This is a genomic window from Cellvibrio sp. (assembly GCF_046347455.1).
Taxonomy (GTDB): Bacteria; Pseudomonadota; Gammaproteobacteria; order Pseudomonadales; family Cellvibrionaceae; genus Cellvibrio.
In genome coordinates, this window is sequence record NZ_JAXMGC010000001.1 from 234,498 (window position 1) to 257,192 (window position 22,695).

The window sequence follows — 22,695 nt, forward strand, 5'->3', positions numbered from 1 at the left end:
AATCCCTCTTTGTGGGTAGCCCAGCTAACCCCTGCGTGCTTGCCTGCTAATCCACAAGGTAAATAGTGGTTTTGCCGAGCATCCAGCATAGTGAAGGTAAGCTCATTCTGCCTAGAGGAATTGTTATGGCCGATTTAAAAAAATGGGAACCTGAAAACGCCAGTTTTTGGGAGAAAGAAGGTAAAGCAATCGCAAACCGAAACTTGTGGATATCAATTCCCAGTTTGTTGTGCGGCTTTGCAGTATGGATGCAGTGGAGCATTATCACGGTACAAATGCTAAACCTTGGATTCCCCTATCAAGCTAGCGATTTATTTTCTCTCACTGCAATTGCTGGTTTGACAGGCGCTACTCTACGTATTCCCTCTAGCTTTCTGATTCGCTTATGTGGGGGACGATACACTTTATTTTTAACAACTTCGTTGCTAATGCTACCATCATTTGGTACCGGTTTGGCGTTGCAAGATCCCTCAACACCCTTATGGGTTTTCCAACTAATGGCTCTACTCTCGGGTATTGGAGGCGGAAATTTTGCGGCGTCTATGTCTAACATCAGTTTCTTTTTCCCACGCAAACAACAAGGCCTGGCGCTTGGTTTAAATGCAGGCTTAGGTAACTTCGGTGTAACTACAATGCAAATTTTGGTTCCACTATTCATGACCTTTGCAGCGTTTGGAAGTATTGGTGGCGATCCCCTAACCCTTAAAGCCGCAAGTGGAACCTTAATAGGTTCAATCCCTGCGGGAACACCTACTTGGATTCAAAATGCGGGCTATGTCTGGTTGCTATTACTAGTGCCTTTGGCATTTGTGATTTGGTTCGGGATGAACAATATTAACACTGATGACGTAACCCCACGCTTAACCGGTCCCGCTCGTTCGTTCAGTATCATTATTGCAATGATGTTAATTGGATTTTTAACATCTGCCGTTGGCTTGTGGCTTATTTTACCTTCGAAGGTAAATGGTTCGGGTTTCGGTATACCTAAAGAATTGGTGCTCGTGTTGGTACTTTTAGCAACTGTTATGTTGTTAAAACTTTTGCCAGGCGCCATCAGAGCAAGTTTGGATCGCCAGTATAAAATTTTTAACAATAAACACACGTGGGTAATGAGCGTACTTTACGTAATGACTTTTGGTTCTTTTATTGGCTTTTCTGCTGCTTTCCCTCTATCGATTCAAGTGATCTTTGGTTACAGCCATATTAGTGTTGATGGTGTGATAACACATACTACAGTAAACCCCGGAGGGCCGAGCGCCTTGACTTATGCTTGGATAGCGCCTTTTATAGGTGCATTAATTCGTCCGGTGGGTGGATGGATTTCTGACAAATTTGGTGGTGCTTTGGTTACACAGCTGTGCGCGCTAGCCTTGGTTATCTTGTCTTTGATTGCAGCTTACTACATGCGTCTTGCCTATCAATCTGTCCATCCTGAACAATACTTTATACCGTTTTTTCTGTTGTTTTTGGGAATGTTTGCCGCTAGTGGTTTGGGGAATGGTTCAACCTTCAGAACGATTGCAGCTGTATTTCCCAAAGAGCAAGCAGGCCCTGTGTTAGGGTGGACTTCAGCAGTTGCGGGTTACGGCGCATTTTATATACCGCAAGTGTTTGGAGAGCAAATTAAAGCGGCTACGCCTGAATATGCAATGGTTGGTTTCGCCGCATTCTACGGTGTATGCGTATTCCTGAATTGGTGGTTTTACTTGCGTAAACAAGGTGAGTTCTACAATCCATAACCTATTAGGCTTAATAGCGAGACTGATGTTTAAAACGAACTGCTGGACAGCTTACGATGTCACAGCAGTTCGCTTATGAATTATGAGAAAGCCTGACACAGATGAAGCAATGCGGTTATTAATACTGCAAATACGCGCAAGCATTCCTTTTGATGAGCTTGATGACGCACGCGTGTGCTCAGGAAAGTGTGTGGGCTGTGCCAAAAAATTGCTTGAGTATCTTGAGCAAGAGCTAATTTATTATGAATACAGTTTGAAAAACAATGAGGTGCTAAGCTTGGGCGAGGTGACCAGGCTCGCGCGCAGCGCAAAAAAAATCTATAAGGTTTTGCAGTTGAATGAGTTGGTTTAGTTTTACTCGTAAAACAAAGCATATACAAATATTTTCGCTGGCTTCTTTCCTATAGCTATGCCCGCTTTAATATTATCAATCTATGCTTTTATCAGCTCTACGCTACCAATCGGGCACACATCAATACAATTAGGTGCAGGGTAATAATCTTCGCACAAAATGCACGTGTCATTGTTGATTTGGTAATGTTTGCCTTTGTTACCTTGTTCGTCCATGGGAAATGCAATTGAATCACTGGGGCACTCGGGTACGCACATGTCGCAGTTAATGCAACTGTTATCTATAACGACTTTGTCTTTGGATAATCCTATTTCACTCATGAGCAACGAACCAACATGGCATTGTGGGGATTCACCGCTAAGGGCAGTTTGACAAACACTTTATGCCCAGAGCCGAGTGCAGACACTAAGGGTTCGCCTTGTTCGGTGTGAATGTCCGAGCAAATAAAACGCGTATTTCCTGCCGGTGTCATTAACATCATTTCATCACCCACAGAAAATTTGTTTTTCACGTCTACAAAAACCCAGTCAGAATTATGTTTGTGGACGTGAATAATATCGCCCACGACCTGTTGCTGGCCAATGCTGCTGCCATATTCATAATTTTGTAGAGATGAAGGTTTATGACGTTGCAAAAACCCATCGGTATAACCGCGGTTGGCAAGCCCCTCCAATTCGCTTAAGAGTGATTCATCGAAGGTGTTTCCTGCCAGTGCATCGTCAATTGCTTTGCGATACACCTGCGCAGTGCGGGCAACGTAATAAGGTGATTTTGTTCGGCCTTCAATTTTTAGAGAATCCACACCCACGGCAATTAATTTTTCAACGTGTTGTACTGCGCGCAAATCTTTTGAGTTGAAAAAATAAGTGCCGTGTTCATCCTCTTCCAATTCGTAGTGCTCGCCAGGTTCTTCTATTTTTTGTACCACGGCGGTTTTACTGCTGGCGATGAGCTCATCTGTGCTGGAGTGTGAACAACTTTGTACGCCGTATTCCCAGCGGCATGCATTGGTGCAGGCGCCTTGGTTGGGGTCGCGCTTGTTCATGTAGCTGGAAATGAGGCAGCGGCCGGAATAGGCCATGCACAGCGCGCCGTGGACGAATATTTCTAGCTCCATGTCCGGGCAGCGTTGTTTGATTTCTGCAATTTCATCTATACCCAGTTCGCGCGAAAGAATAACGCGGTTAGCGTATTGCGTGCTAATAACGCGCCAGATTCGCTTTCATCCATTAAAACTTATGAAGCAATCGTAAATGGCTTGCTGTTGCAAGCCAATCTGCCGTCAATTCCTGCAAGTCTTATCAATACTCCTCTGACATTTGAAGAGCCCGAAGTAGTACATACTGGAACAGATACCCATTTGTTCTCAGCTGGAGCTTAATCGAAGCGATGGGTGTAGGTTGCGCAATTGTTGGAAGCAATACAGATCCGGTTAAGGAAGTAATAAATTCTAATGAGACAGGGCTTCTCGTGAACTTTTTCGATTGGAAAAACCTGGTTGTACAAATTCTCAAGCTTCTGGAGAAGCCAGATCTTCGCGAAAAACTTGGGTGCGCTGCGCGAAGATTAATTGTTGAAAACTATGATTTAAAGACGATTTGTCTTGGTCGGCAACTTGAATGGGTTGGAGAATTGGGAGTCAGCCCAGGTAAGCTAAATCATTATTGATCACTGATATTATCTAGCGCACGTCAAGATGGTAGCGGAAGAAATTATCACGAATCTAGAAATTGCCTCGACTCACATAGTTTCCATGTTAATGAACAGCTTTCTAAAGTTATCAACGCGCGACTACGTTATGTCAAATTTCTTAAGGCATGATCAATAAGTTCTTCTGGCGGTTCTTCATAAATTAAGGTGGTAGATGAGTTAACATGTCCGGCGATCTTTTGCGCGATTTTGACCGACTTTTTTTGACGATGGATTATGTTTGTGATTAAAGACCGACGCCCACTGTGGGAACTCGCTTTTTCAATTCCCGCCCAATCTCGTAACATTAGCGCCATGTGTTCTTGAAGAGTGTTAGGGGAATAGGGGCCACCCTTTTGGGTAACAAAAAGAGGGGAGGATGGTTTTAAAAATGATTTCACAGATATTCGATATCTTAAATATTCGATCAATGCAGTCCGAAGCTCTTTATCAACCATAGGTAAATCCCGGGCTTTCCCACGATGCTTTTTCGAGGGAGGATAAAAATCTTCTGGATTTATTTTTGCATTTGACTTTGCAAGTGTCTCAATCTGTTTTACAACTTTTTTGAAGCTCTCTGTATCGAAACTAATACGGTTACGCTGATATGTGCTTTTAGATCGATTCATCGCATCCGAACCTTTAGTATAGGCTGCCGGCAAACTCATAATTTCCAAAAGGGTGAAGTCAGATGAAGAGCTATTTAGTCGTGCAACTTCTTTCACTTGCAGCAATGCAATTTCTTGGGCACGAAGTCCTAGCTTAAAGCTGATTTGCATAATAGCTTTATTTTTTTCTTTATGACGATGCTGCTCGATCGCTTGAAACAGATCGCATTGTTGCTGCTGAGTAAGTACTCGTGCCTGGCCAGATTTGGGCATAAAGAGACCGAAGAAGGAGAGAATTAGTAATCCGTAATAATGTTATTTTAACGGATTATTTAAAAGAAGATAGAGATAGGGAAAAATTTGAAATGGTAAAACCGGAAGGATATTTGAAAGTCTCCAGTTCTGCCTCTAATTCTGCTTAATCCAAGCGCAAACCTAGAGAGACCAGCAAGCAGCACAGCAAACTCTAAACAATAGCCATAGAAATTGCGCATTTATGCAACTATCTGAATACATTAATTTTATTTAGCTTTATGGACAAAATCGGGGGGTTATTTACAGTTACCGTTAAATACAGCTCATCCCCTAGGTGGTTAGTTGCAGAATAGATAGGGTTTTAGTTGATTAAACGCTATGGGGAAAATCGGGGTTTTGTTTAAACTTAACCTTGTTTCCGTTCGTGAACCTTGGTTGTTAATTTCGCATAATGTATATTATGTTAAATCGTATATTTAGCCTCAATCCCTTATGCCTACCTATCCGTTTGCTCCCTGAGATTCTCTCCATTTTGAAATAAAACGTCAGGTGATTCAGCCCCGCTGATTTCACCCGACTTGTAAACCCAAGATGAACTTATCAAAAAAAGCTTTAGCGATCTGGAGCCGCGCATCTAAAACCAGATGCGCAGCCCAGCCACTAATTCAGTGTCCTTAAAAGACTCTCCTTCGGCCTTTGCGAATTCAGCGGTTTTGCCGAATTTCTTGTTCCAGTTAATGCCCACGTAAGGCGCCAACTCGCGGTGAATTTCATAGCGCAACCGCAACCCAGCTTTGGTGTCGGAGACTCCTGAACCTGTCGCGGTCTCGCCGTCGTTTTGCCCATAGAGGTTTACCTCAAAGCTGGGGCTCAGAATTAATCGCTGGGTAATTAACAACTCATACTCAGCCTTAAGGCGCGCTGCGATCCGGCCAGACTCGCCCACGAAAAATGCAGCATCTACATCAAACCAATAAGGCGACAAACCCTGAATACCGATTACGCCCCAATCGCGTGAGGGTCTGGGTTTGATGTCGTGGCGAACGCCGATTTGCGCATCCCAAAACGGGGCTATTGCATGGCTGTAAAGCGCCTGCACTTCGGCGTCCTGGGTTTGCCCATCGCTCCGCGCCACCTCCGTTTTGAGCCAGAGTTTGTTGAGGCTTTTACCTATCCACGCTTGCGCTTCCAGATTAACGGGGTTGTTATCGCCATCGCTTAACTCAAATTGGTCGAGCAGGACGCGCGTTAGTACTGGGTCATCGCTTTCGTGACCGTAGGCACTGAGGCACGTCAGTGAAACAGGTATGAGCATTGCAAGAACGCGTTTTTTCCACAAGTTTGCTTTCATATTCATCTCCTACACCACCTTGACCGTGCGCATCATGCCGAGCATGTGGTACAGCAAATGGCAGTGATACGCCCAATGGCCCCTGGCATCAGCAGTCAATAGGTAACTGATTTTGGCGCCGGGCTGCACAATAACCGTGTGTTTGCGCGGGATAAAATCGGGATCTCCCGTTTCGAGTTCGCTCCACATGCCATGTAGATGAATCGGGTGGGTCATCATGGTGTCGTTAACCAGCGTGATGCGTACTCGCTCGTTATATTTCAGTTGGAGCGGCGCTGCATCCATAAAACTGATGCCATTAAGCGACCACATGTAACGGCGCATATTGCCGGTGAGATGAAGCTCGATCTCGCGGGAGGGTTGGCGTTTGTCGCGGGTGGGATGTAACGCGCGAAGATCGGCATAGGTTAATACCTTTCGGCCGTATAACGCCTGATGATCTCGAAGACCAACACCGGGATCGGTAAGTCCATTTTGCGGTGCCATGGAACGGGTATCGACATGAGGGCCAAACTCGGTTTGTGCATGGGTAATTTTGGGGGCGCTCTCGGTATTGCCGAACCCTGCTTTGGTCAGGGAAGCTGCTGACGGACTGGAATCCATAGCTGCCATATCATGACCGCTGTGATCCATACCCTGCCCCATCATATTGCTCATGTCGTGACCGCTGTGATCCATGCCTTCCATGCCCATTTTGCCCATGTCATGCCCGCTATGATCCATGCCTTCCATGCCCATTTTGCCCATGTCATGCCCGCTATGATCCATGCCTTTCATGTCCATTTTGTTCATGTCATGTCCGCTATGACCCATATCATTCATATTCATTTTGCCCATGTCATGTGCGCTGTGGTCCACGTTCTGGCTCGTCGTTGTACTCATGTCGTGACCACTGTGATCCATGCTGCCCATGTCCATACCCATATCTCTGTGGCCTAACACTGGCACTGGGTCCATTGCAGGGATCTCGGCACGCAAGTTGGGATTCGCGGTCAAAGTACCGCGCGCAAAACCGGTGCGGTCAATGCTTTGGGCAAATAAGGTGTAGGCTTGATTGGCATCGGGCTCAACGATAACGTCATAGGTTTCGGCCACGGCAATACGAAATTCGTCGACCACTACGGGCTGTATGTTCTGGCCGTCAGCAGCCACCACTGTCATTTTCAAACCGGGAATGCGCACATCAAAAATAGTCATGGCTGCGCCGTTGATGATGCGCAAGCGCACCTTTTCACCGGGTTTAAACAGCCCTAGCCAGCCCTGCTCCGGTGTAACACCATTCATCAGGTAGGTGTAGGTATAACCGGTCACGTCCGCAATATCGTTCTGATTCATGCGCATTTGGTTCCACATGCGGCGCTCGTTCCAAGTATTGCTAATACCCTTGGTTTTTAGATCGCGCCACATATCACCGAGCGTTCTTTCGCTAAAGTTGTAGTAGTCATTCATTTTTTTCAGATTGGCGTAAACCTGTTCCGGCACTTCGTCAGACCAATCTGAGAGTTGCACGATCATCTCGCGGTCATAGACAACGGGATCTGCGTCTTTAGGCTCGATAATGATCGAACCTAATAGTCCTGTTTGTTCCTGAAAACCCGAATGACTGTGATACCAATAGGTACCGTTTTGTTTAACATCAAATTGATATTCGTAAGTTTCACCAGGTTTGATACCAGCGAAGTCGAAGCCTGGCGAACCGTCCATATTCGATGGCAAGACGATACCGTGCCAATGAATCGAGCTGTCTTGTTTAAGGTTGTTAGTTACACGCAGAGTTACGCGTTCGCCTTCTTTCCAGCGCAAGGTAGGTCCCGGAAAACTGCCATTCACCGTGGTCGCAATGCGCTCGGTGCCCGTGAAATTGACTTTTTGGTAACCGATCTGGAGGTCAAACTGATTCCCGCTGAGGACGGTTGGTCCTTTGAGATCGGGAGACGTATCTGCCCAAGCGAGTTTGGAAAAGGGTATAGCGCTTAAGGCAACTGCAGATGAAGCGCCTAACACAAAACTCCGTCGGTTCAGTGTCGATAAAGAGGGGGTCTTCATAAATTTTCATGCTCCGTAGCAATGTTCAAGTGCGGTAAAAACCTAGATAACGAGGAGCAAAGCGGCTCCCGTCAAGATCAGAACTGGCAGAAACCCCAAATTTCGGGCGTAACTGTCCTGTATTAACGGAAAATCGGGGGTTTAAAGAGGGAGGAAGCGAGACGTTCAGGAATTACATCTGCGTAAGCCGCATTGACTTCAGAACTTAGGGAAAACATAGGTGCATCAAAGAAGTGACCGAAAAACACCCATGAACAAGTACCTGAACCGCAATGACCCATGGTTTTACAGCAATCACCAGCACCTGTAGTCGACGGTTGATCCGAATGATGCATGCCAGAATGATCCATATCGGCCATGCCCGCGTGATCCATCGCAGCCATATCGCTCATGTCCATATCCATGGTCATGGATGTCTGGGATGCAAACTGACACGGCATAACCAAAGCAGCGAAGGATTGGCTGGTAAAAGCCAAGAGCAGCAACGCAATCAGAATTTTTTTGTAGCGAGCTTGGGTCATTGTGCAATCACAAGAAGAACGAATTTCTAAGAAGCTATGCTTAAAGCATAGTTCAATCGCAACCTGCCAGTCCACCTATTCCATTTTGTAAAATGAAAAACAAACGACCTGTAAAGCGTTGCGTTAATTTTTGGCTCGCCGAGACTCTGACCTGCGCACCAGCGATGCGCTTATCCTGCGCACTCTAGTGTTGCTAATCCTATGTCGCCGTAAAAGTTTGAAAGACGCTCTGGTTGATGCAACAAAAATCCTTGCACATAATCGACGCCAAGCTCTGACATTCTGTTGAGAGTTTCGGTTCTATCAATAAACTCTGCTACGGTTTTAACACCAACAACTTTGGCTAAATCGATAAAGCATTTAACCGCAACTGTATCCAGCGGATCAGTGGTGACATTGCGCACGAACTGCCCGTCTATTTTAATAATATCCACGCTCAAATTTTTGAGATATGTAAATGAAGAAGCTCCTGCGCCAAAATCGTCTAAAGCTACTTTTGCACCCAGCTGCCTAACATCGTTAATGAAGATTGCGGCATCGGTTAAATTTGTTACGGCAACAGTTTCGGTAATTTCAAAACAAATCAAGTGACAAATTCTACTGCCGGCCGAGCTCAGCAACTCAAGAACAAATCGATGAAAGGCGCGATCACCAATGGACTGACCAGACAAATTAACGCACACCATTTGAAGTTTATGGTTAGCCTGTAAGTCTCGAAGATGTTTGATAACTTCAGTCAGCACCCAGCGATCTATCCGGCTTGCTAATTGGTATCGCTCAGCTGCTGGGAAGAACGCATTCGGGCCAATGATTTCGCCATTTTCGTCCTCCATCCTTAGCAATACCTCTAAATGCAGCCCATCAGACGGATAAGAAATTTGTTTGATGGCTTGGGCAAAAAGCACAAAACGATTTTCATCAAGCGCATGCTCTATACGCGTGACCCAGCGCATTTCGCCGTGGCGCTCGCGAATGGCAAGATCAGAATCTCTCCAGCAGTGAACCCTATTTCTTCCCGCTTCTTTCGCTGCATAACAGCACTGATCAGCCGCCTGCATAAGTTCTGCTGCACCTACCCAACGCGAGTTCATTTCGACAACGCCAATGCTGGCTCCGATTCTGAATTTTTGGCCATCATGTTCAAATCGGAATGCATCCATTTTGTTACAAATGTTTTCCGCAACTCGCTCGGCTTTATCGAGATCACAGTGCTCAAGAATGAGTCCGAATTCATCGCCGCCAAGCCGCGCCAAAGAATCGCTGCTACGCGTTGACTCTGATAACAATTTGCTGATGCGCTGCAGCAGTTGATCGCCCACAGAATGCCCACACGAATCGTTAACGATTTTGAATTGATCCAAATCGATAAACATGACCGCGTGTGATTTTTGTGTTTCCTGCGCGCTCTTCAACAGCTTTTGCAACTTTGTTTCAAATTCGGTTCTATTTAGCAGCCCCGTCAGCGAGTCGTGAGAAGCTCTGTAACTAATCTCATTACTCATTCGTCGCTGTTCGGTAACATCGTGAAAAACAAGCACAGCGCCTAAAAGTTCTCCCGCCTCATTTTTTATGGGGGCAGCGGAATCTTCTATTCCAAAGCGATCACCATTTTTTGAAATGAGAATGGTATCTTTAGCAAGCCCTACAATTTTTCCGAGCTCTAGCGCTTTTTGAATGGGGTTTTGCGTTGTTAGGCCGGTTTCTTCATTTATGATATTGAATACCTGCGCAAGTGGTTTGTCTTTCGCATCTTCAGATGACCAGCCCGTCATTCTTTCTGCAACAGGATTCAACCAAACAACACAACCTTGTGTATCTGTCGTGATTACTGCGTCGCCAATAGATTTTAACGTCACGCGCATTAATTCATGTTGCTCTTTAATTTCGCGCGCTAGCTCTTCGAGTTTTAATCTCTGAGCGTGTTGCTCGGTGATATTCTGAAATACTCCGGTGATTCGTAAGGGTGTTTTTGTTTCGGAAAATTCGACTTGGCCCGCAGCCCTCACCCATAAAGGTGTTCCATCTCGCCTTATCAAGGGCAATTCCAAATCCCAAGCCTCACCTTTTTCCAAACCATTTTTAACTGCATTTAATATGATTGGCCTTGCTTCGGGCGCGTAAAAATTGACGGACTCGTGCAACTGTGGCTTGTATCCGATTTCGACGCCGTGAATTCGGCAAGTCTCGTCAGACCAGTATACGGATTGGGTATTGATATCCAGCTCCCAACCACCAACGCCGGCAAGACGACCGGTACGGTTGAGTAACGACTGGCTTTTTCGCAGGGATTCTTCTTGAAGCATTTGCTGGGTAATGTCTTCGACAGTGCCTACCCAACCGGTTATATCCCCTGCCTCGTTACGAACGGGTCGGGCGCGCGATGAAACGTGTACAACACGCCCGTTTGGATGACGCGTCCTGAATGTCAGATCAAACTCTGAACCTAATGCGGATTTTTCTTTCCAGATATTGAAAACTTTAGATGAATCCTCTGGGTGAATTCCATAAGCCCAGCCCTCCCCCAAACTACCCTGCAAGCTCATCCCAAAAATTTGCTGCCAACGTTCATTGGTGTAAATACAGGACCCCGCTTCATCGGTTTTGAAAATACCGAGGGGACTGGATTCAGCAAGGGCTCTAAAATCTGATTCACTTTCCGCTAATGATTTAGCAACTTCAGCAATTGCCAATTTCATTTTCTGCAAGTTTACGAAGGAGCGTCTGCTTTCCAATGCTTTTGTTGCGGCGCGGGCAAGCTGATTTAGCACCTGCTTTTGTTGGTCGGTAAGCGCTCGGGGAACTCGGTCAATAACACATAGTGTGCCCACGTTTGCGCCATTCGATAATCTAAGCGGAGCCCCCGCATAAAAACGAATATTAGGCTCACCAGTGACTAATGGATTTTCGCAAAAACGAGAGTCGCGAGAGGCATCGGTAACTTCAAAGAGATGATCTTCGTTGATTGCATGCGCGCAAAAGGCTAAGTCGCGATGGGTTTCAACAACCCCATCCAGGCCGACATTTGACTTAAACCACTGGCGATGTTCATCCACCAAGCTAATCAACGCAATGGGCGCCCCGCACACAATGGCGGCCGCATTCGTCAAACTATCGAACTCCTCTTCGGGTGGTGTATCAAGTACTTCAAGGTCCAGTAATGCCATTAGGCGTTCATTTTCAGTATTTGTTATTGGTGCCGCAGGCATTTATCACCCTCTAAATTTTTTGTTATATGCACCTAACCTTAGCGCTTATTTCGCCTTTTTCCACTTAGGTGAACACAAAATTAGATATTGCTAATTTAGATATCTCTAATATAATGGTTAAAAGGAGGTGAACCATGAACAATCCACAACCTATGTCGCCCGAAGACCCGCTCGATATTCGTGCTCACGCTCAAGCCGCAGCCGCGCTTTTGAAAGCCCTGGCAAACGAAAACCGTTTGATGATTCTTTGTACCCTTATACCTGGCGAGATGTCCGTAAGCGACCTAAATGCAGTCGTTCCATTGAGCCAATCGGCACTCTCCCAACATCTTGCTGGTTTGCGGGAGGCAGGTTTGGTAAGCACCCGCAAAGAATCCCAAACTGTTTATTACCGGTTAAATGGTACGGAAGCATCGCAAGTAATTAGCGTATTGAAATCGATTTATTGCCCGGTCTAAACGCCAATAATCAGGACATATTTATGACTCTACAAACTCTTAGCTCGCTCTTATTAGCAGCAATAATGATTTGCGCCTGCTCCCAAAAGACAAAAGATGAGTCGGCATTTGGCGTGCCTCAACTTGCAACCATTACGCTGGAGAACACCAAGGTCGCGCAAGAGATTCGGTTTGATGGAGTTATTGAAGCGCTTAATCAAGCGACTGTATCTGCACAAACCAGCGGCCGCGTGACCGACTTGCCCGTGGACGTGGGTGATTTTGTTAAAAAAGGCGATTTGATTTTACGAATTACTGATATTGAGCAAAGAGCACGCGCGAACTCAGCACAAGCAAAATACGCTGAATCAAAAGCGCAATATGAACGCATGCAAGATTTGCTGGCTAAAAAGTTAATTGCCAAAGCTGATTTTGATAAAGCCGAATCCGCTTTCAAATCGGCCGAAGCTGCGCAAAAAGAATCGGAACAAGCCTTGGGGTACACAGCCGTTTATGCGCCTTATGCTGGAATTGTTGTCAACCGTTTAGTGAAGCTGGGCGAATCAGTTGCCCCTGGCACTCCATTAATGACCGGATTGTCACTGGAACAATTACGCGTTCAGGTAAATGTTCCGCAAGCTTACATGGGTGCTATACGAAAATTTAAAACTGCACGCGTGCAACTAAACAATGGAAGTTGGTTAGACACTAGGGATTTACGAATTCCTCCCAGCGCAGACGCCCTAAGTCATAGCTTTAAGCTGTTGATTAATTTACCTGAAGGTCAACATGATTTCTTTCCAGGCACTTTGGTAAAGGTTGCTTTTGTAACAGGCGAAACGGAACAACTATTGGTGCCAGCATCGGCTGTGGCGCAGCGCGGCGAAATGTCTGGAGTTTATGTAGTGACAGACAAAAACTTAACTTTGCGCCAAGTGCGTTTAGGAAGCCGCACCAGCAATAACCGCCTTCCTGTGTTGGCAGGTTTGAACCCGGGTGAACGCATAGCGGTAGATCCTTTAGTTGCTGCAACAACTTTAAAAGCTTCACGCTAAGGTGAAAGCGATGGAAAAAAAATCTTTGGGCATCTCCGGTCGCATTGCAAAAACATTTCTCACCACTGAGATAACACCACTATTAGCGCTCACAGGTGTGCTGCTCGGAATTTTCGCCGTGTTAATTACACCGCGCGAAGAAGAACCGCAAATTAATGTAACCTTTGCCAATGTATTTATTCCTTTCCCCGGTGCGAGTCCTGCCGAGGTGGAGGCTTTAGTTACCAATCCCGCAGAACATTTAATCTCTGAAATAAAAGGTGTCGAACATATTTATTCCACCTCTTCTCCGGGAATGGCCGCCTTAACAGTACGATTCAAAGTAGGTGAACCACGCACAGATGCAATCGTACGTTTATACAATGCATTTTACGCAAAAAATGATTGGCTGCCCGCAAACCTTGGCGTGGGAAAACCGCTCATCAAGCCTAAAGGTATTGATGACGTTCCAATTTTAAGCGCAACAATTTGGTCAGAAGGCGAGCTCACCAACAGCGATTTATTAGCGACAGCACATCGACTGCAAACAGATTTGCAACGTGTTTCTGGCACGCGGGACATTACGATTATTGGCGGCTCAGATCCAGTTGTGAGTATTGCGTTCGACCCACAACGTTTAGCTGCTTACAACTTAAGTTTGGCTGATTTGCACCAGGCATTAAGTGGTGCAAACACATCGATTGCCGCGGGCACTTTAGTAAGCAATAACCAAGTGCAGTTAGTAAAAGCTGGTAGCTTTTTAATGAAGCCCGAGGAGCTCTCAGAACTAGTGGTAGGCGTATACCACGATGCTCCTGTGTTTATGCGGGATGTTGCACAGATCACAATAGGAGCAGATTACGCTACGCAATATGTCACCCACGGCTTCCCGGCAAAAAATGGAAAACCCAGCGGACAGTTTCCTGCACTTACTATCGCTATTGCAAAGAAGCCCGGTGAAAATGCAGTGGAAGTGGCTGATGAAATTATCAAGCGCATAGATAATTTGCGCGGCATTAGCCTGCCAGATAACGTACAACTAACTATCACCCGCAACTACGGCGAGACCGCAGCCGATAAAGCAAAAACGCTGATAAAAAAATTAATTTTTGCCACACTGTCTGTCATTGTTTTAGTGTTAGTTGCACTGGGCAAGCGTGAATCTCTTGTTGTTGGTGCGGCCGTTATTGTTACGCTCGCGATTACTTTGTTTGCTTCTTGGGCTTGGGGGTTCACGCTCAACCGCGTATCACTTTTTGCGCTTATTTTTTCCATCGGAATTTTGGTAGATGATGCGATAGTCGTTGTTGAAAATATTCATCGCCACCTTACTCACAGCAAACTATCACTTGACGAAGCTATTCCACTTGCGGTGAATGAAGTCGGTGGTCCCACCATACTTGCCACCTTTACGGTTATTGCCGCGCTCTTACCCATGGCATTTGTCAGCGGATTGATGGGGCCTTATATGCTCCCTATTCCCATTAATGCATCCAGCGGGATGCTGATTTCACTCGCTGTAGCTTTTATGTTTACCCCTTGGCTATACCGAAAATTATTTGCCAGATTTAAATACGTACACAAGCACGAGACATCCGACCAACATCGTTTTTTACCACTATTCACAAAAATAATGACGCCATTTTTGCGTCAGGAAGACGGCAAAAAAGCGCGCCTTTATTTACTCGGTGGCATTCTCGGTTTAATTACATTGTCGATAGGTTTGGTCGTCATACAAGCCGTAATGCTTAAGATGTTGCCCTTCGACAATAAAAGCGAATTTCAAATCATTGTAGATATGCCCGAAGGTACGCCGCTTGAAAACACGCAGCTAACGTTGCAGGCTTTAGCAACTGAACTGGATAAGCTTCCTGAAGTTACCGACTACCAACTCTATGCGGGCACAGCCGCGCCCATCAACTTCAACGGATTGGTTCGTCAATACTATTTACGCCGCGAAGCACATATGGGCGATATTCAAGTGAACTTGGTTGAGAAACATGATCGTCAGCGCAAAAGTCACGAGATTGCTGCGCAAGCACGCGAATTGTTAGCGCCTATTGCCAAGCGTTACAACGCGAATGTGAAAGTCGTCGAAGTTCCACCGGGACCACCAGTGCTATCGCCTTTGGTTGCGGAAATCTATGGGCTCGATTACAGCCGCCAGCGTGAAGTTGCCAAACAAGTACGCCATGTATTCGAACACACAGCTGATGTTGTTGATGTGGATGACACACTCGAAGCCGACCAAACCCAGTGGCTTATCGCTGTGGATCGCGCCCGCGCCGCACGCTTGGGTGTTGACCAAACCACTATCGCCCAAGCGATCAGCACTGCCTTAAAAGGCGACGATGCCTCCTATCTACACAGTGAGACATCCAAATCTCCCATTCCTTTGCGTCTCACTTTGCCAGCCACAGAGAAGGATCGCTTGGAACATCTGAAAAATATTCAGGTGCGCAGCCAGCAAGGGCAGCTAGTCCCAATTACCGAGGTAACGCAAACTCTGGAGCGCCACAGAAACCAGAGTATTTATCACAAAGATCTGTTGCCGGTGGTTTACGTTACCGGTGATGTTGCGGGCAAAGCTGACAGTCCACTTTATGGTTTGGGCGCGATTTACAACACACTGAAGGAAACCGATGTAGACGGCCAGCCCATTCAGCAGTTCTTAAACCGCCAGCCTGAAAATCCCTACCGCTGGAGCCTGAAATGGGATGGCGAACTTCAAGTCACACTCGATACCTTCCGCGACATGGGCATTGCCTACTCGGTAGGCTTGGTGATGATTTACCTGTTAGTGGTTGGCATGTTCCGCAGCTATTCAGTGCCACTCATTATCATGGCACCAATCCCCTTAACCATTATCGGCATTCTCCCTGGCCACGCACTGCTCGGCCAACAATTCACGGCGCCCAGCATGATCGGTATGATCGCATTGGCGGGCATTATCGTGCGCAACTCCATTCTGTTAGTGGATTTCATCCAGCAAGAAGTTCGCGACGGTAAAACACTTGAAGACGCGACTATCAACGCGGCGGCCGTTCGGGCACTCCCCATTAGTCTGACCGCTATTGCAGCCATGATGGGTGGATTCTTTATCATCGACGACCCCATTTTTGGCGGGCTCGCGGTATCGCTTATTTTTGGTTTGCTGGTTTCAACCCTGCTAACCCTTGTGGTAATTCCGGTCGTTTACTACGCCTATCACTATCAACAACATCCTCAAACTCATTCAGGAGACATCTATGTCCAGTGAACGTGCATTAACCGCTTTTGCAGGCCTTATGGTTCTTATCAGTGTTGCACTCACCCAATTGGTTCATCCAAACTTTTTCTGGTTCACGGTCTTTATTGGTGCAAATTTATTTCAGCAGTCGTTTACGGGCTTCTGCCCAGCAACGCTCATAATGCGTAAAGTTTTTAAGTTGAAATCTGAAAAAGAACTCGCCCGCGCCACTAAGTAGTTAATTTTATGATCAAAAAGAGCGTCAAATCGGCGCTTTTAACCTATCTTGGGGTTGAGATTTGATCCGTCTTAACGTTTGAAGCTTTTAAACCATCATCACGCATCTGAAGGACTTTTACTAAAAGTCCGTGGCATCATAATTGCTGCATTTCCTAAGCTTAAGTTTTCCTTGGAGCCACCATCAGGTCGATATAAGCTAAACTCTTAGAAAGACTTACCTGATCCACGCCCCACCGCGTTCCCATAATTGATAATTTGCGATTAACTATGAAACATACCCAGCTGTTAGAGCGTTTGTACGCTGAAGTTGAAACAGTCATTTTGAACCGCCAGCACCCTGTGACTGGTCTCTTGCCCGCTAGTACCAGCGTTAACATTCACGGCGATTACACCGATGCGTGGGTTCGCGATAACGTTTATTCGATCATTTGCGTGTGGGGCCTCGGTTTGGCCTACCGCCGCCAAGGTGAAACCAATAAGAGCGATCAGCTGGAACAATCCACCATCAAGTTAATGCGTGGCCTGCTGCAATCCATGATGCGCCAAGCGCCCAAGGTCGAAAAATTCAAACACACGCTTAACAACATAGATGCGCTTCACGCGAAATATGACACTGCAACTGGCCTGCCCGTTGTTGCCGATAACGCTTGGGGGCACTTGCAGATTGACGCAACTTCCCTCTATTTGTTAATGCTCGCCCAAATGACGGCATCCGGCCTGCGAATTATTTGCACGCATGACGAAGTCGATTTTATTCAAAACCTCGTGTATTACATCTCCAGCGCATACCGCATGCCCGACTACGGTATTTGGGAGCGCGGAAATAAAGTAAACAACGGGCGTACGGAAATTAATGCGAGCTCAGTGGGCATGGCGAAAGCTGCGTTGCAAGCATTGGATGGATTTAATTTGTACGGTGAGCACGCGTCCAAACGCGGTGTTATTCACGTAATCGCGGATGCGATTTCCTTGGCGCGCACTACCCTAACCTCTCTCTTACCGCGCGAATCACTTTCAAAAGAAACTGACAGCGCGCTCTTAAGTATTATTGGTTTCCCAGCCTTCGCGGTAGGTAAAGAAACGCTTGCCACACAAACACGCGATGCGATTATGACCAAACTCGGCGGTAATTACGGCTGCAAGCGTTTCTTGCTCGACGGTCACCAAACCGTTGTAGAAGAAAGTTCTCGTATTTATTACGAGCAAACCGAATTAGGGAAATTCGAAAACATTGAATCCGAGTGGCCGCTGTTTTTTACCTATCTCTATATCAGCGCACTGTTCGATGGAAGTGAAGCAACAGCGAAACATTACCGAAAAAAACTCGAAGCATTAATGGTTCACGTAGATGGTATTGGTTTGTTACCTGAGCTTTACTACGTACCCAAAGAAAATATCGATGCCGAAAAGAAAAATCCACGTACACAGCCACGTGTTCCCAACGAAAACTTACCACTCGTGTGGGCGCAAAGTTTGTATTTAACCGGGTTGATGATGGACGAAGGTTTACTTCGTACAGAGGATTTGGATCCGTTAAAAATGCGCCGCCGTTCAACCAAGTTTGTAAAATCACAAATTGCATTGGTTGTGCTTGCTGAGAACGAAGAAGTTAAAAACACCTTGGCCAAACACGGTGTGATTGCAGAAACCATTCAAGATATTAAACCCATGGCGGTGGTAAGCGCACCCAGCTTAATGGAAGCTTACGCTCACGTTGGTGAGAATAAAGCTTTGGGATTAAGTGGCCGACCACGTCGTCGTTTGCAAAGTTTAACCACCTCGCAATCTCATGAAATTAACAACAAAGTCTATTTGTGTTTGAGTTGGCTGCAGAGTGAGAAAGAAGATTACCGCATGTTCGACTCGCAAATGGTCATCGAATATGTGACGCAAGAAATTCAGTACATTCACAAACATTGGTTGAGCTCTGAAGTTGCTGTGTTTTCATTTTTAGTGGATAAAAAGCTCAGCAAAATTCCCGATGCAGGCAGCTTGTTTGCCATGTTCCGCGATTATCAATTGCGTACTGAGCAAGAATATGTGGGCTATGCCTCTGCAAACCTCGCTTACCGCGCCTCACGGGTGAATCAGTTAACTATCCCCTACTTTCACGTGAACTCTGTTACCTCGTTGAATGACAGTAGCACTGTATTAGACAAAGAGCTGGACTGCACCTGGCTTGAAGCTACGGCTAAAAACATTCTCAGCAACTTCAATACTGAAAATGACATTATCAATTTCAGAAAATCTGTTGCGTATTTGGCCGACAAACCGATGGATACGGTCATCGATGACTTAAATACTAACGTAACTATTCGTGATTTTATTAAAGAAATTTACTATCGCGCCCAAAGCAAAAACAACTGGCTCTTAGCGCGTTATTGTTTTGCCCGTATGAATTATTCACCGGTAGATCTTGGCGATAGTCTGACCGTAATTGCGGCTCGCAACCTATCTATAACTGTGGGCGACAATAATCACACCGAGATTAAAGTGGACCAATCTTTCTCAAACACAGAGTTCTTCGAAGGTATTTATCACAACTTTAAAGATCCACTCGAACAAACACTTGTTCTCGAACTGTTGTCAGCAATTGGCGGTCTGATTCGTACAGATCCTAAACTATTTGATGGCTTGCGCTCAATTCAATTGCGTAACTTCCTCATGTTGTTTGCGTTAGATAAAGACGATGCTGAAGATGTAAGCATGCTGGAATGGATTGGTTTGCAATCGCCGGCAAAAATTTATAAAAAGTTGAAGAACGTATTGATATCGCGCACCAAAGTATTCGCACAAGGTGTTAACCATTTGGTACCTTATAAAATGCACCACGATGAATACACCATGATGAGCGACATTATGGCTGCGGATGCAGCCAGTACTGATTGGCAAGAGTGGCGATTAGCGCGCGGGCTCATCACGCATTTTGATAACCACTTCTTGAAGGAAATATGGAACAGTTTGAGCCACGCTAAAAAACTCGTGTTTGGTGTGACGAATCCGGAAAGTTTTGTGCTGGATTGCGATATGGTTCTAAGTTCAATGACTGCTGGGGAAGAGAGCTTTGCGCTGCTTATTGATCAGCTGACGCATCAGCTTCACCCCGCCTATTATAAAAGCGCTGTGGTTGAAGCGCTTTATGCTTTCACTCAATACTGCAATAATAACCCTACCGCTCGCTTTAAAAAGCCTGTGATATTTAGCGAAGTTCTGGAGCAATCTGCCAAGGCTTTCTGTGTAGAGACTTTAAAAGATAAGTTACCAAGCAGCGCCCGCTATTTAGATATATTTATGCATCAGTCCCCACATGTTCTGAATTTATACATAAATTTAACTTATGCGAGCATGGCCAAACCTGAAACTTTTGAGCCAGTTTTAACTTAAAACTATCAAAAAAAATCCATCTAGACAGATGGATTTTTTTACTTACTAATTGTATCAGTTAGGCATGAATGTCAGTTGGCGCATATATAAAGCAATCTAACGGCAAATAGCCCCAACGCCTTCAATTAAGTTAGACGCCGCTTCACCATAACAACCTTTCACGTTATCAATGTATTGGCTTGCGACAAATAAATTGTTCACGCAGGACGCATCGCTAATCAAAATACCGTACCCCCCCGATCCGGAAATTACCAAGCTGTTAAAAGTATTGCCTGCCGCAGGTTTGGTAATGTCATCATCGACCTGCGCCAAAAACACACCGTGCTCTTTTGAATTACGAATGTGAACGTTTGTAAAAGAATTGTTAGATGAGTCACGCATAAAAATACCCACTGTTTGGGTGTTAGTAATGGTAACGTCGCTAAACTTGTTGTTGTCGAAGTGTATGTCGGCAGATATGCCCGCGCCTTTGTTGTTGTAGAGGTTTATCCCGGAAAAGGTACTGTTCTCTGTTTCATAACCTGCAAATCCGTCAAACTCATTGTCGTAAGATGTGTAATCGCGAATCATCAAGCGATAGCATCCTAATTCGGTTACCAAGCCGCCCGAAATAGCGCCATACACAGTGACGTTGTCAACAACACAGTCTTCACAGCGGCGAATTGTTATGCCGTTATTGCGCAATGGAAATTCATCACTGCAGGGACCACCCATGCATTCTGATGTTTGCTTTGCGCGGTTGCCGTCGATGTGTAAATTCTTCACTTGAATATAACGACGGGTCACCGTTGGAGAGCGTTGGGTTTGCCCCATCACAAATACGGGTATATTGGCTTTATCTGCCACGCGCAACAAGGTTGCTGCACCCTCGCCTCTTACAATCACATTGTCACGATCCAAAATAATAGGTGTTGCACAGGTGTAAGTCCCCGCAGGAATGATGACTTCACCACCAATTGCCGGCAACTTATCAATGGTTTTCTGGATTGCGTCGCAGGTATTGCCACGAACAGTTACAGCCAAACTTTGGTGGGAACACATTACTACTAAAACTACGCTAATTAATTTCGCCCAAACACTTACACGTCTCATCAAACACCTCAATATTCAAACACTAGCAAACCACTTTGCATTCTTTAAAAGTAGCTTCTAATGATAGCTTTTAAAGAAATACGGGTAGTTAGAAGAAAATGATCTAATTTTTTAGTCCTTAGACTCATATTATTTGGAGCTGGCTGGCAATGCTGGATTGCAGTTTTCAATGATCACCTTGCCTTGCAAGAGGTGCCCCTTTGAGTACTCATTGAAATAACAGGAATTGGTTTTAGGATCGTAGTTTTCGATCCACAGATGATCGTCCTTCCAGGTTGAAGACAAATGAATTTGACCTTGTGGCACGCTAATAGTCATCACGCCACCGTAATTCTTCACAAACATTTGCTCGTACTTGAAGAAAAAAGCGACCCAACCGATAAATATAAGGACAAGTGCTGCGAGCGCGCCGTATTTATAATTTACAAATTTGCCAATGGCCCATCCCACAAAGCCTGCCCCAAGAATCACTGCAAGCCAATATAAATAGGTAATCATGCGAACTCCTTAAAAATAAAAAACTGCTTGGCAATTACTCACCAAACAGTTTCATTCGAAATTCGCGGTATTACAAATGAGTTTAGATCATTTGTAAACGACTATTTGCGACGCAGCCTCGGTAAAGCAAGACCAGCAAGAAGCAGTAATCCCCACAAATTTATAGAGCCTCCCCCGCCATCGCTGCTGCTATTGTTCCCACCACTAGAAGAGCCGCCACCAGAATTTGGAGTGTAAGTCGTTTTTGTAGGATTTAAATTTGCAGCTGTATCTACGTTAGCATCAAGAACAACAACATTTAATATCATTACCAAGTTTTTGTCGGTTATGGCGACATTATTAGTTGCGTTGGCTGATGTGTAGTTTCTTAGCGGAATATCAGTAAACGCCGTATTGGAACCTAAATTGAAAATATTGAGCGTAACCATGGCATCTACTATAGCCATACCATTTCCCATCACCTCACCAAAAACAGTAAAGCCACTATTTTGGGCATCCAATTTACTGCTGTTATCGGCCACGTTGAAAAACCACTGATTCGTTGCGGAATTTGGGTTTTCGCGTACTTTTGCCATGGCAATAGTGCCACGCTTATTTGCATATACAGGCTCATTTATTACAGCCGCATTTTGCACAACGTCAACTAACGGAAACTTGGTGTCATATTTGAATCCGCCACCCTGCACAATAAAACCCGGGATGGCACGATGAATAACGGTGTTGCTATAGGCTCCCGCTTTAACATACGCTAAAAAATTCTCAACCGTCTTAGGTGTGTTCTTATCGTAGAGGTTAACCTGGAAGTCGCCCATTACCGTTTGAAACTGCACAATAGTTGCCATTGCTGAAGGAGCAATCAGTAACGAAAAAGCCAAACCAAATATGCGAAAATGACGCTTGAACAAATTATAAAAACTGAGATTCTTAGAAAGCATTTTATTATCCAAATAAGCTGAAATGTATTAAGTGCTTATGGTATCGGAGTAGAACAATGAAGCACATCAAATTATTTGT

19 protein-coding genes are annotated in these 22,695 nt (G+C 45.4%); 9 read left to right on the top strand and 10 right to left on the bottom strand.

Annotation, left to right across the window (positions count from 1 at the left end):
* Positions 1–125: 125 nt before the first annotated feature.
* Together U1F02_RS01055 and U1F02_RS01060 are read left to right on the top strand one after the other, a co-directional pair.
* Positions 126–1,739, top strand: a complete 1,614-nt coding sequence (locus U1F02_RS01055; protein WP_409988496.1) for an antiporter — start codon at positions 126–128, stop codon at positions 1,737–1,739.
* Between the two features lie 109 nt (positions 1,740–1,848).
* Entirely contained in the window at positions 1,849–2,091 is a 243-nt protein-coding gene (locus tag U1F02_RS01060) for a hypothetical protein (protein WP_409988497.1), read from the top strand.
* A gap of 80 nt (positions 2,092–2,171) precedes the next feature.
* Here the strand turns inward: U1F02_RS01060 and U1F02_RS01065 are convergent, their stop codons facing one another.
* Both U1F02_RS01065 and U1F02_RS01070 read right to left on the bottom strand, forming a co-directional pair.
* A complete protein-coding gene (locus U1F02_RS01065) occupies positions 2,172–2,411 on the bottom strand; it encodes a 4Fe-4S dicluster domain-containing protein (RefSeq protein WP_409988498.1) in 240 nt (79 codons plus the stop codon).
* Positions 2,408–3,307: a U32 family peptidase C-terminal domain-containing protein gene (locus U1F02_RS01070; RefSeq protein ID WP_409989053.1), complete on the bottom strand. Its 900-nt coding sequence runs from the start codon at positions 3,305–3,307 to the stop codon at positions 2,408–2,410. Before U1F02_RS01070 ends, U1F02_RS01065 begins: the two co-directional genes overlap by 4 nt.
* Between U1F02_RS01070 and U1F02_RS01075 the strand changes: the two genes are divergently transcribed.
* Together U1F02_RS01075 and U1F02_RS01080 are read left to right on the top strand one after the other, a co-directional pair.
* The gene (locus tag U1F02_RS01075) at positions 3,284–3,472 is read left to right on the top strand and encodes a hypothetical protein (protein WP_409988499.1); all 189 of its coding nucleotides are present in this window, start codon (positions 3,284–3,286) and stop codon (positions 3,470–3,472) included. The genes U1F02_RS01070 and U1F02_RS01075 overlap by 24 nt on opposite strands.
* 8 nt (positions 3,473–3,480) lie before the next feature.
* Positions 3,481–3,759 carry a glycosyltransferase gene (locus tag U1F02_RS01080; RefSeq protein WP_409988500.1) on the top strand — a complete coding sequence of 93 codons (279 nt, stop codon included), beginning with the start codon at positions 3,481–3,483 and terminating at the stop codon, positions 3,757–3,759.
* 128 nt (positions 3,760–3,887) lie between these two features.
* Here U1F02_RS01080 and U1F02_RS01085 read toward each other — a convergent pair whose 3' ends face one another.
* From U1F02_RS01085 to U1F02_RS01105, 5 genes are all read right to left on the bottom strand, one after another.
* Positions 3,888–4,661: a tyrosine-type recombinase/integrase gene (locus tag U1F02_RS01085; protein ID WP_409988501.1), complete on the bottom strand. Its 774-nt coding sequence runs from the start codon at positions 4,659–4,661 to the stop codon at positions 3,888–3,890.
* Between the two features lie 616 nt (positions 4,662–5,277).
* The gene (locus tag U1F02_RS01090) at positions 5,278–5,994 is read right to left on the bottom strand and encodes a copper resistance protein B (RefSeq protein ID WP_409988502.1); all 717 of its coding nucleotides are present in this window, start codon (positions 5,992–5,994) and stop codon (positions 5,278–5,280) included.
* A 9-nt stretch (positions 5,995–6,003) separates the two neighbouring features.
* Complete coding sequence (locus tag U1F02_RS01095) at positions 6,004–8,040, bottom strand: copper resistance system multicopper oxidase (protein WP_409988503.1); 2,037 nt, start codon at positions 8,038–8,040, stop codon at positions 6,004–6,006.
* 122 nt (positions 8,041–8,162) lie between these two features.
* Positions 8,163–8,561, bottom strand: a complete 399-nt coding sequence (locus U1F02_RS01100; protein ID WP_409988504.1) for a hypothetical protein — start codon at positions 8,559–8,561, stop codon at positions 8,163–8,165.
* Positions 8,562–8,731: 170 nt separating this feature from the next.
* Positions 8,732–11,725 carry an EAL domain-containing protein gene (locus U1F02_RS01105; RefSeq protein ID WP_409988505.1) on the bottom strand — a complete coding sequence of 998 codons (2,994 nt, stop codon included), beginning with the start codon at positions 11,723–11,725 and terminating at the stop codon, positions 8,732–8,734.
* A 176-nt stretch (positions 11,726–11,901) separates the two neighbouring features.
* On the opposite strand from U1F02_RS01105, the gene U1F02_RS01110 reads away from it, so the two are divergent.
* The 5 genes from U1F02_RS01110 to U1F02_RS01130 all read left to right on the top strand — a co-directional run bounded on the left by U1F02_RS01110 (position 11,902) and on the right by U1F02_RS01130 (position 20,091).
* The gene (locus U1F02_RS01110) at positions 11,902–12,225 is read left to right on the top strand and encodes an ArsR/SmtB family transcription factor (RefSeq protein ID WP_409988506.1); all 324 of its coding nucleotides are present in this window, start codon (positions 11,902–11,904) and stop codon (positions 12,223–12,225) included.
* 23 nt (positions 12,226–12,248) lie between these two features.
* On the top strand, positions 12,249–13,259 hold the full coding sequence (locus U1F02_RS01115) for an efflux RND transporter periplasmic adaptor subunit (protein ID WP_409988507.1): 1,011 nt from the start codon (positions 12,249–12,251) through the stop codon (positions 13,257–13,259).
* 10 nt (positions 13,260–13,269) lie between these two features.
* Complete coding sequence (locus U1F02_RS01120) at positions 13,270–16,497, top strand: efflux RND transporter permease subunit (protein ID WP_409988508.1); 3,228 nt, start codon at positions 13,270–13,272, stop codon at positions 16,495–16,497.
* Positions 16,487–16,705 carry a DUF2892 domain-containing protein gene (locus U1F02_RS01125; protein ID WP_409988509.1) on the top strand — a complete coding sequence of 73 codons (219 nt, stop codon included), beginning with the start codon at positions 16,487–16,489 and terminating at the stop codon, positions 16,703–16,705. The genes U1F02_RS01120 and U1F02_RS01125 overlap by 11 nt, the downstream gene beginning before the upstream one ends.
* 269 nt (positions 16,706–16,974) lie before the next feature.
* Complete coding sequence (locus U1F02_RS01130) at positions 16,975–20,091, top strand: glycoside hydrolase family 15 protein (protein ID WP_409988510.1); 3,117 nt, start codon at positions 16,975–16,977, stop codon at positions 20,089–20,091.
* 96 nt (positions 20,092–20,187) lie between these two features.
* Here the strand turns inward: U1F02_RS01130 and U1F02_RS01135 are convergent, their stop codons facing one another.
* The 3 genes from U1F02_RS01135 to U1F02_RS01145 all read right to left on the bottom strand — a co-directional run bounded on the left by U1F02_RS01135 (position 20,188) and on the right by U1F02_RS01145 (position 22,616).
* Positions 20,188–21,183 carry a right-handed parallel beta-helix repeat-containing protein gene (locus U1F02_RS01135; RefSeq protein WP_409988511.1) on the bottom strand — a complete coding sequence of 332 codons (996 nt, stop codon included), beginning with the start codon at positions 21,181–21,183 and terminating at the stop codon, positions 20,188–20,190.
* 129 nt (positions 21,184–21,312) lie between these two features.
* Positions 21,313–21,681, bottom strand: a complete 369-nt coding sequence (locus U1F02_RS01140; RefSeq protein ID WP_409988512.1) for a hypothetical protein — start codon at positions 21,679–21,681, stop codon at positions 21,313–21,315.
* Positions 21,682–21,782: 101 nt separating this feature from the next.
* Positions 21,783–22,616, bottom strand: a complete 834-nt coding sequence (locus U1F02_RS01145; RefSeq protein WP_409988513.1) for a peptidylprolyl isomerase — start codon at positions 22,614–22,616, stop codon at positions 21,783–21,785.
* Positions 22,617–22,695: the final 79 nt, after the last annotated feature.

Coding starts and splice junctions, on each gene's coding strand:
- U1F02_RS01055 (WP_409988496.1), top strand. CDS start 126: ATGGCCGATTTAAAAAAATGGGAACCTGAAAACGCCAGTTTTTGGGAG.
- U1F02_RS01060 (WP_409988497.1), top strand. CDS start 1,849: ATGCGGTTATTAATACTGCAAATACGCGCAAGCATTCCTTTTGATGAG.
- U1F02_RS01065 (WP_409988498.1), bottom strand. CDS start 2,411: ATGAGTGAAATAGGATTATCCAAAGACAAAGTCGTTATAGATAACAGT.
- U1F02_RS01080 (WP_409988500.1), top strand. CDS start 3,481: ATGGGTGTAGGTTGCGCAATTGTTGGAAGCAATACAGATCCGGTTAAG.
- U1F02_RS01085 (WP_409988501.1), bottom strand. CDS start 4,661: ATGCCCAAATCTGGCCAGGCACGAGTACTTACTCAGCAGCAACAATGC.
- U1F02_RS01090 (WP_409988502.1), bottom strand. CDS start 5,994: ATGAAAGCAAACTTGTGGAAAAAACGCGTTCTTGCAATGCTCATACCT.
- U1F02_RS01095 (WP_409988503.1), bottom strand. CDS start 8,040: ATGAAGACCCCCTCTTTATCGACACTGAACCGACGGAGTTTTGTGTTA.
- U1F02_RS01100 (WP_409988504.1), bottom strand. CDS start 8,561: ATGACCCAAGCTCGCTACAAAAAAATTCTGATTGCGTTGCTGCTCTTG.
- U1F02_RS01105 (WP_409988505.1), bottom strand. CDS start 11,725: ATGGCATTACTGGACCTTGAAGTACTTGATACACCACCCGAAGAGGAG.
- U1F02_RS01110 (WP_409988506.1), top strand. CDS start 11,902: ATGAACAATCCACAACCTATGTCGCCCGAAGACCCGCTCGATATTCGT.
- U1F02_RS01115 (WP_409988507.1), top strand. CDS start 12,249: ATGACTCTACAAACTCTTAGCTCGCTCTTATTAGCAGCAATAATGATT.
- U1F02_RS01120 (WP_409988508.1), top strand. CDS start 13,270: ATGGAAAAAAAATCTTTGGGCATCTCCGGTCGCATTGCAAAAACATTT.
- U1F02_RS01125 (WP_409988509.1), top strand. CDS start 16,487: ATGTCCAGTGAACGTGCATTAACCGCTTTTGCAGGCCTTATGGTTCTT.
- U1F02_RS01130 (WP_409988510.1), top strand. CDS start 16,975: ATGAAACATACCCAGCTGTTAGAGCGTTTGTACGCTGAAGTTGAAACA.
- U1F02_RS01135 (WP_409988511.1), bottom strand. CDS start 21,183: ATGAGACGTGTAAGTGTTTGGGCGAAATTAATTAGCGTAGTTTTAGTA.
- U1F02_RS01140 (WP_409988512.1), bottom strand. CDS start 21,681: ATGATTACCTATTTATATTGGCTTGCAGTGATTCTTGGGGCAGGCTTT.
- U1F02_RS01145 (WP_409988513.1), bottom strand. CDS start 22,616: ATGCTTTCTAAGAATCTCAGTTTTTATAATTTGTTCAAGCGTCATTTT.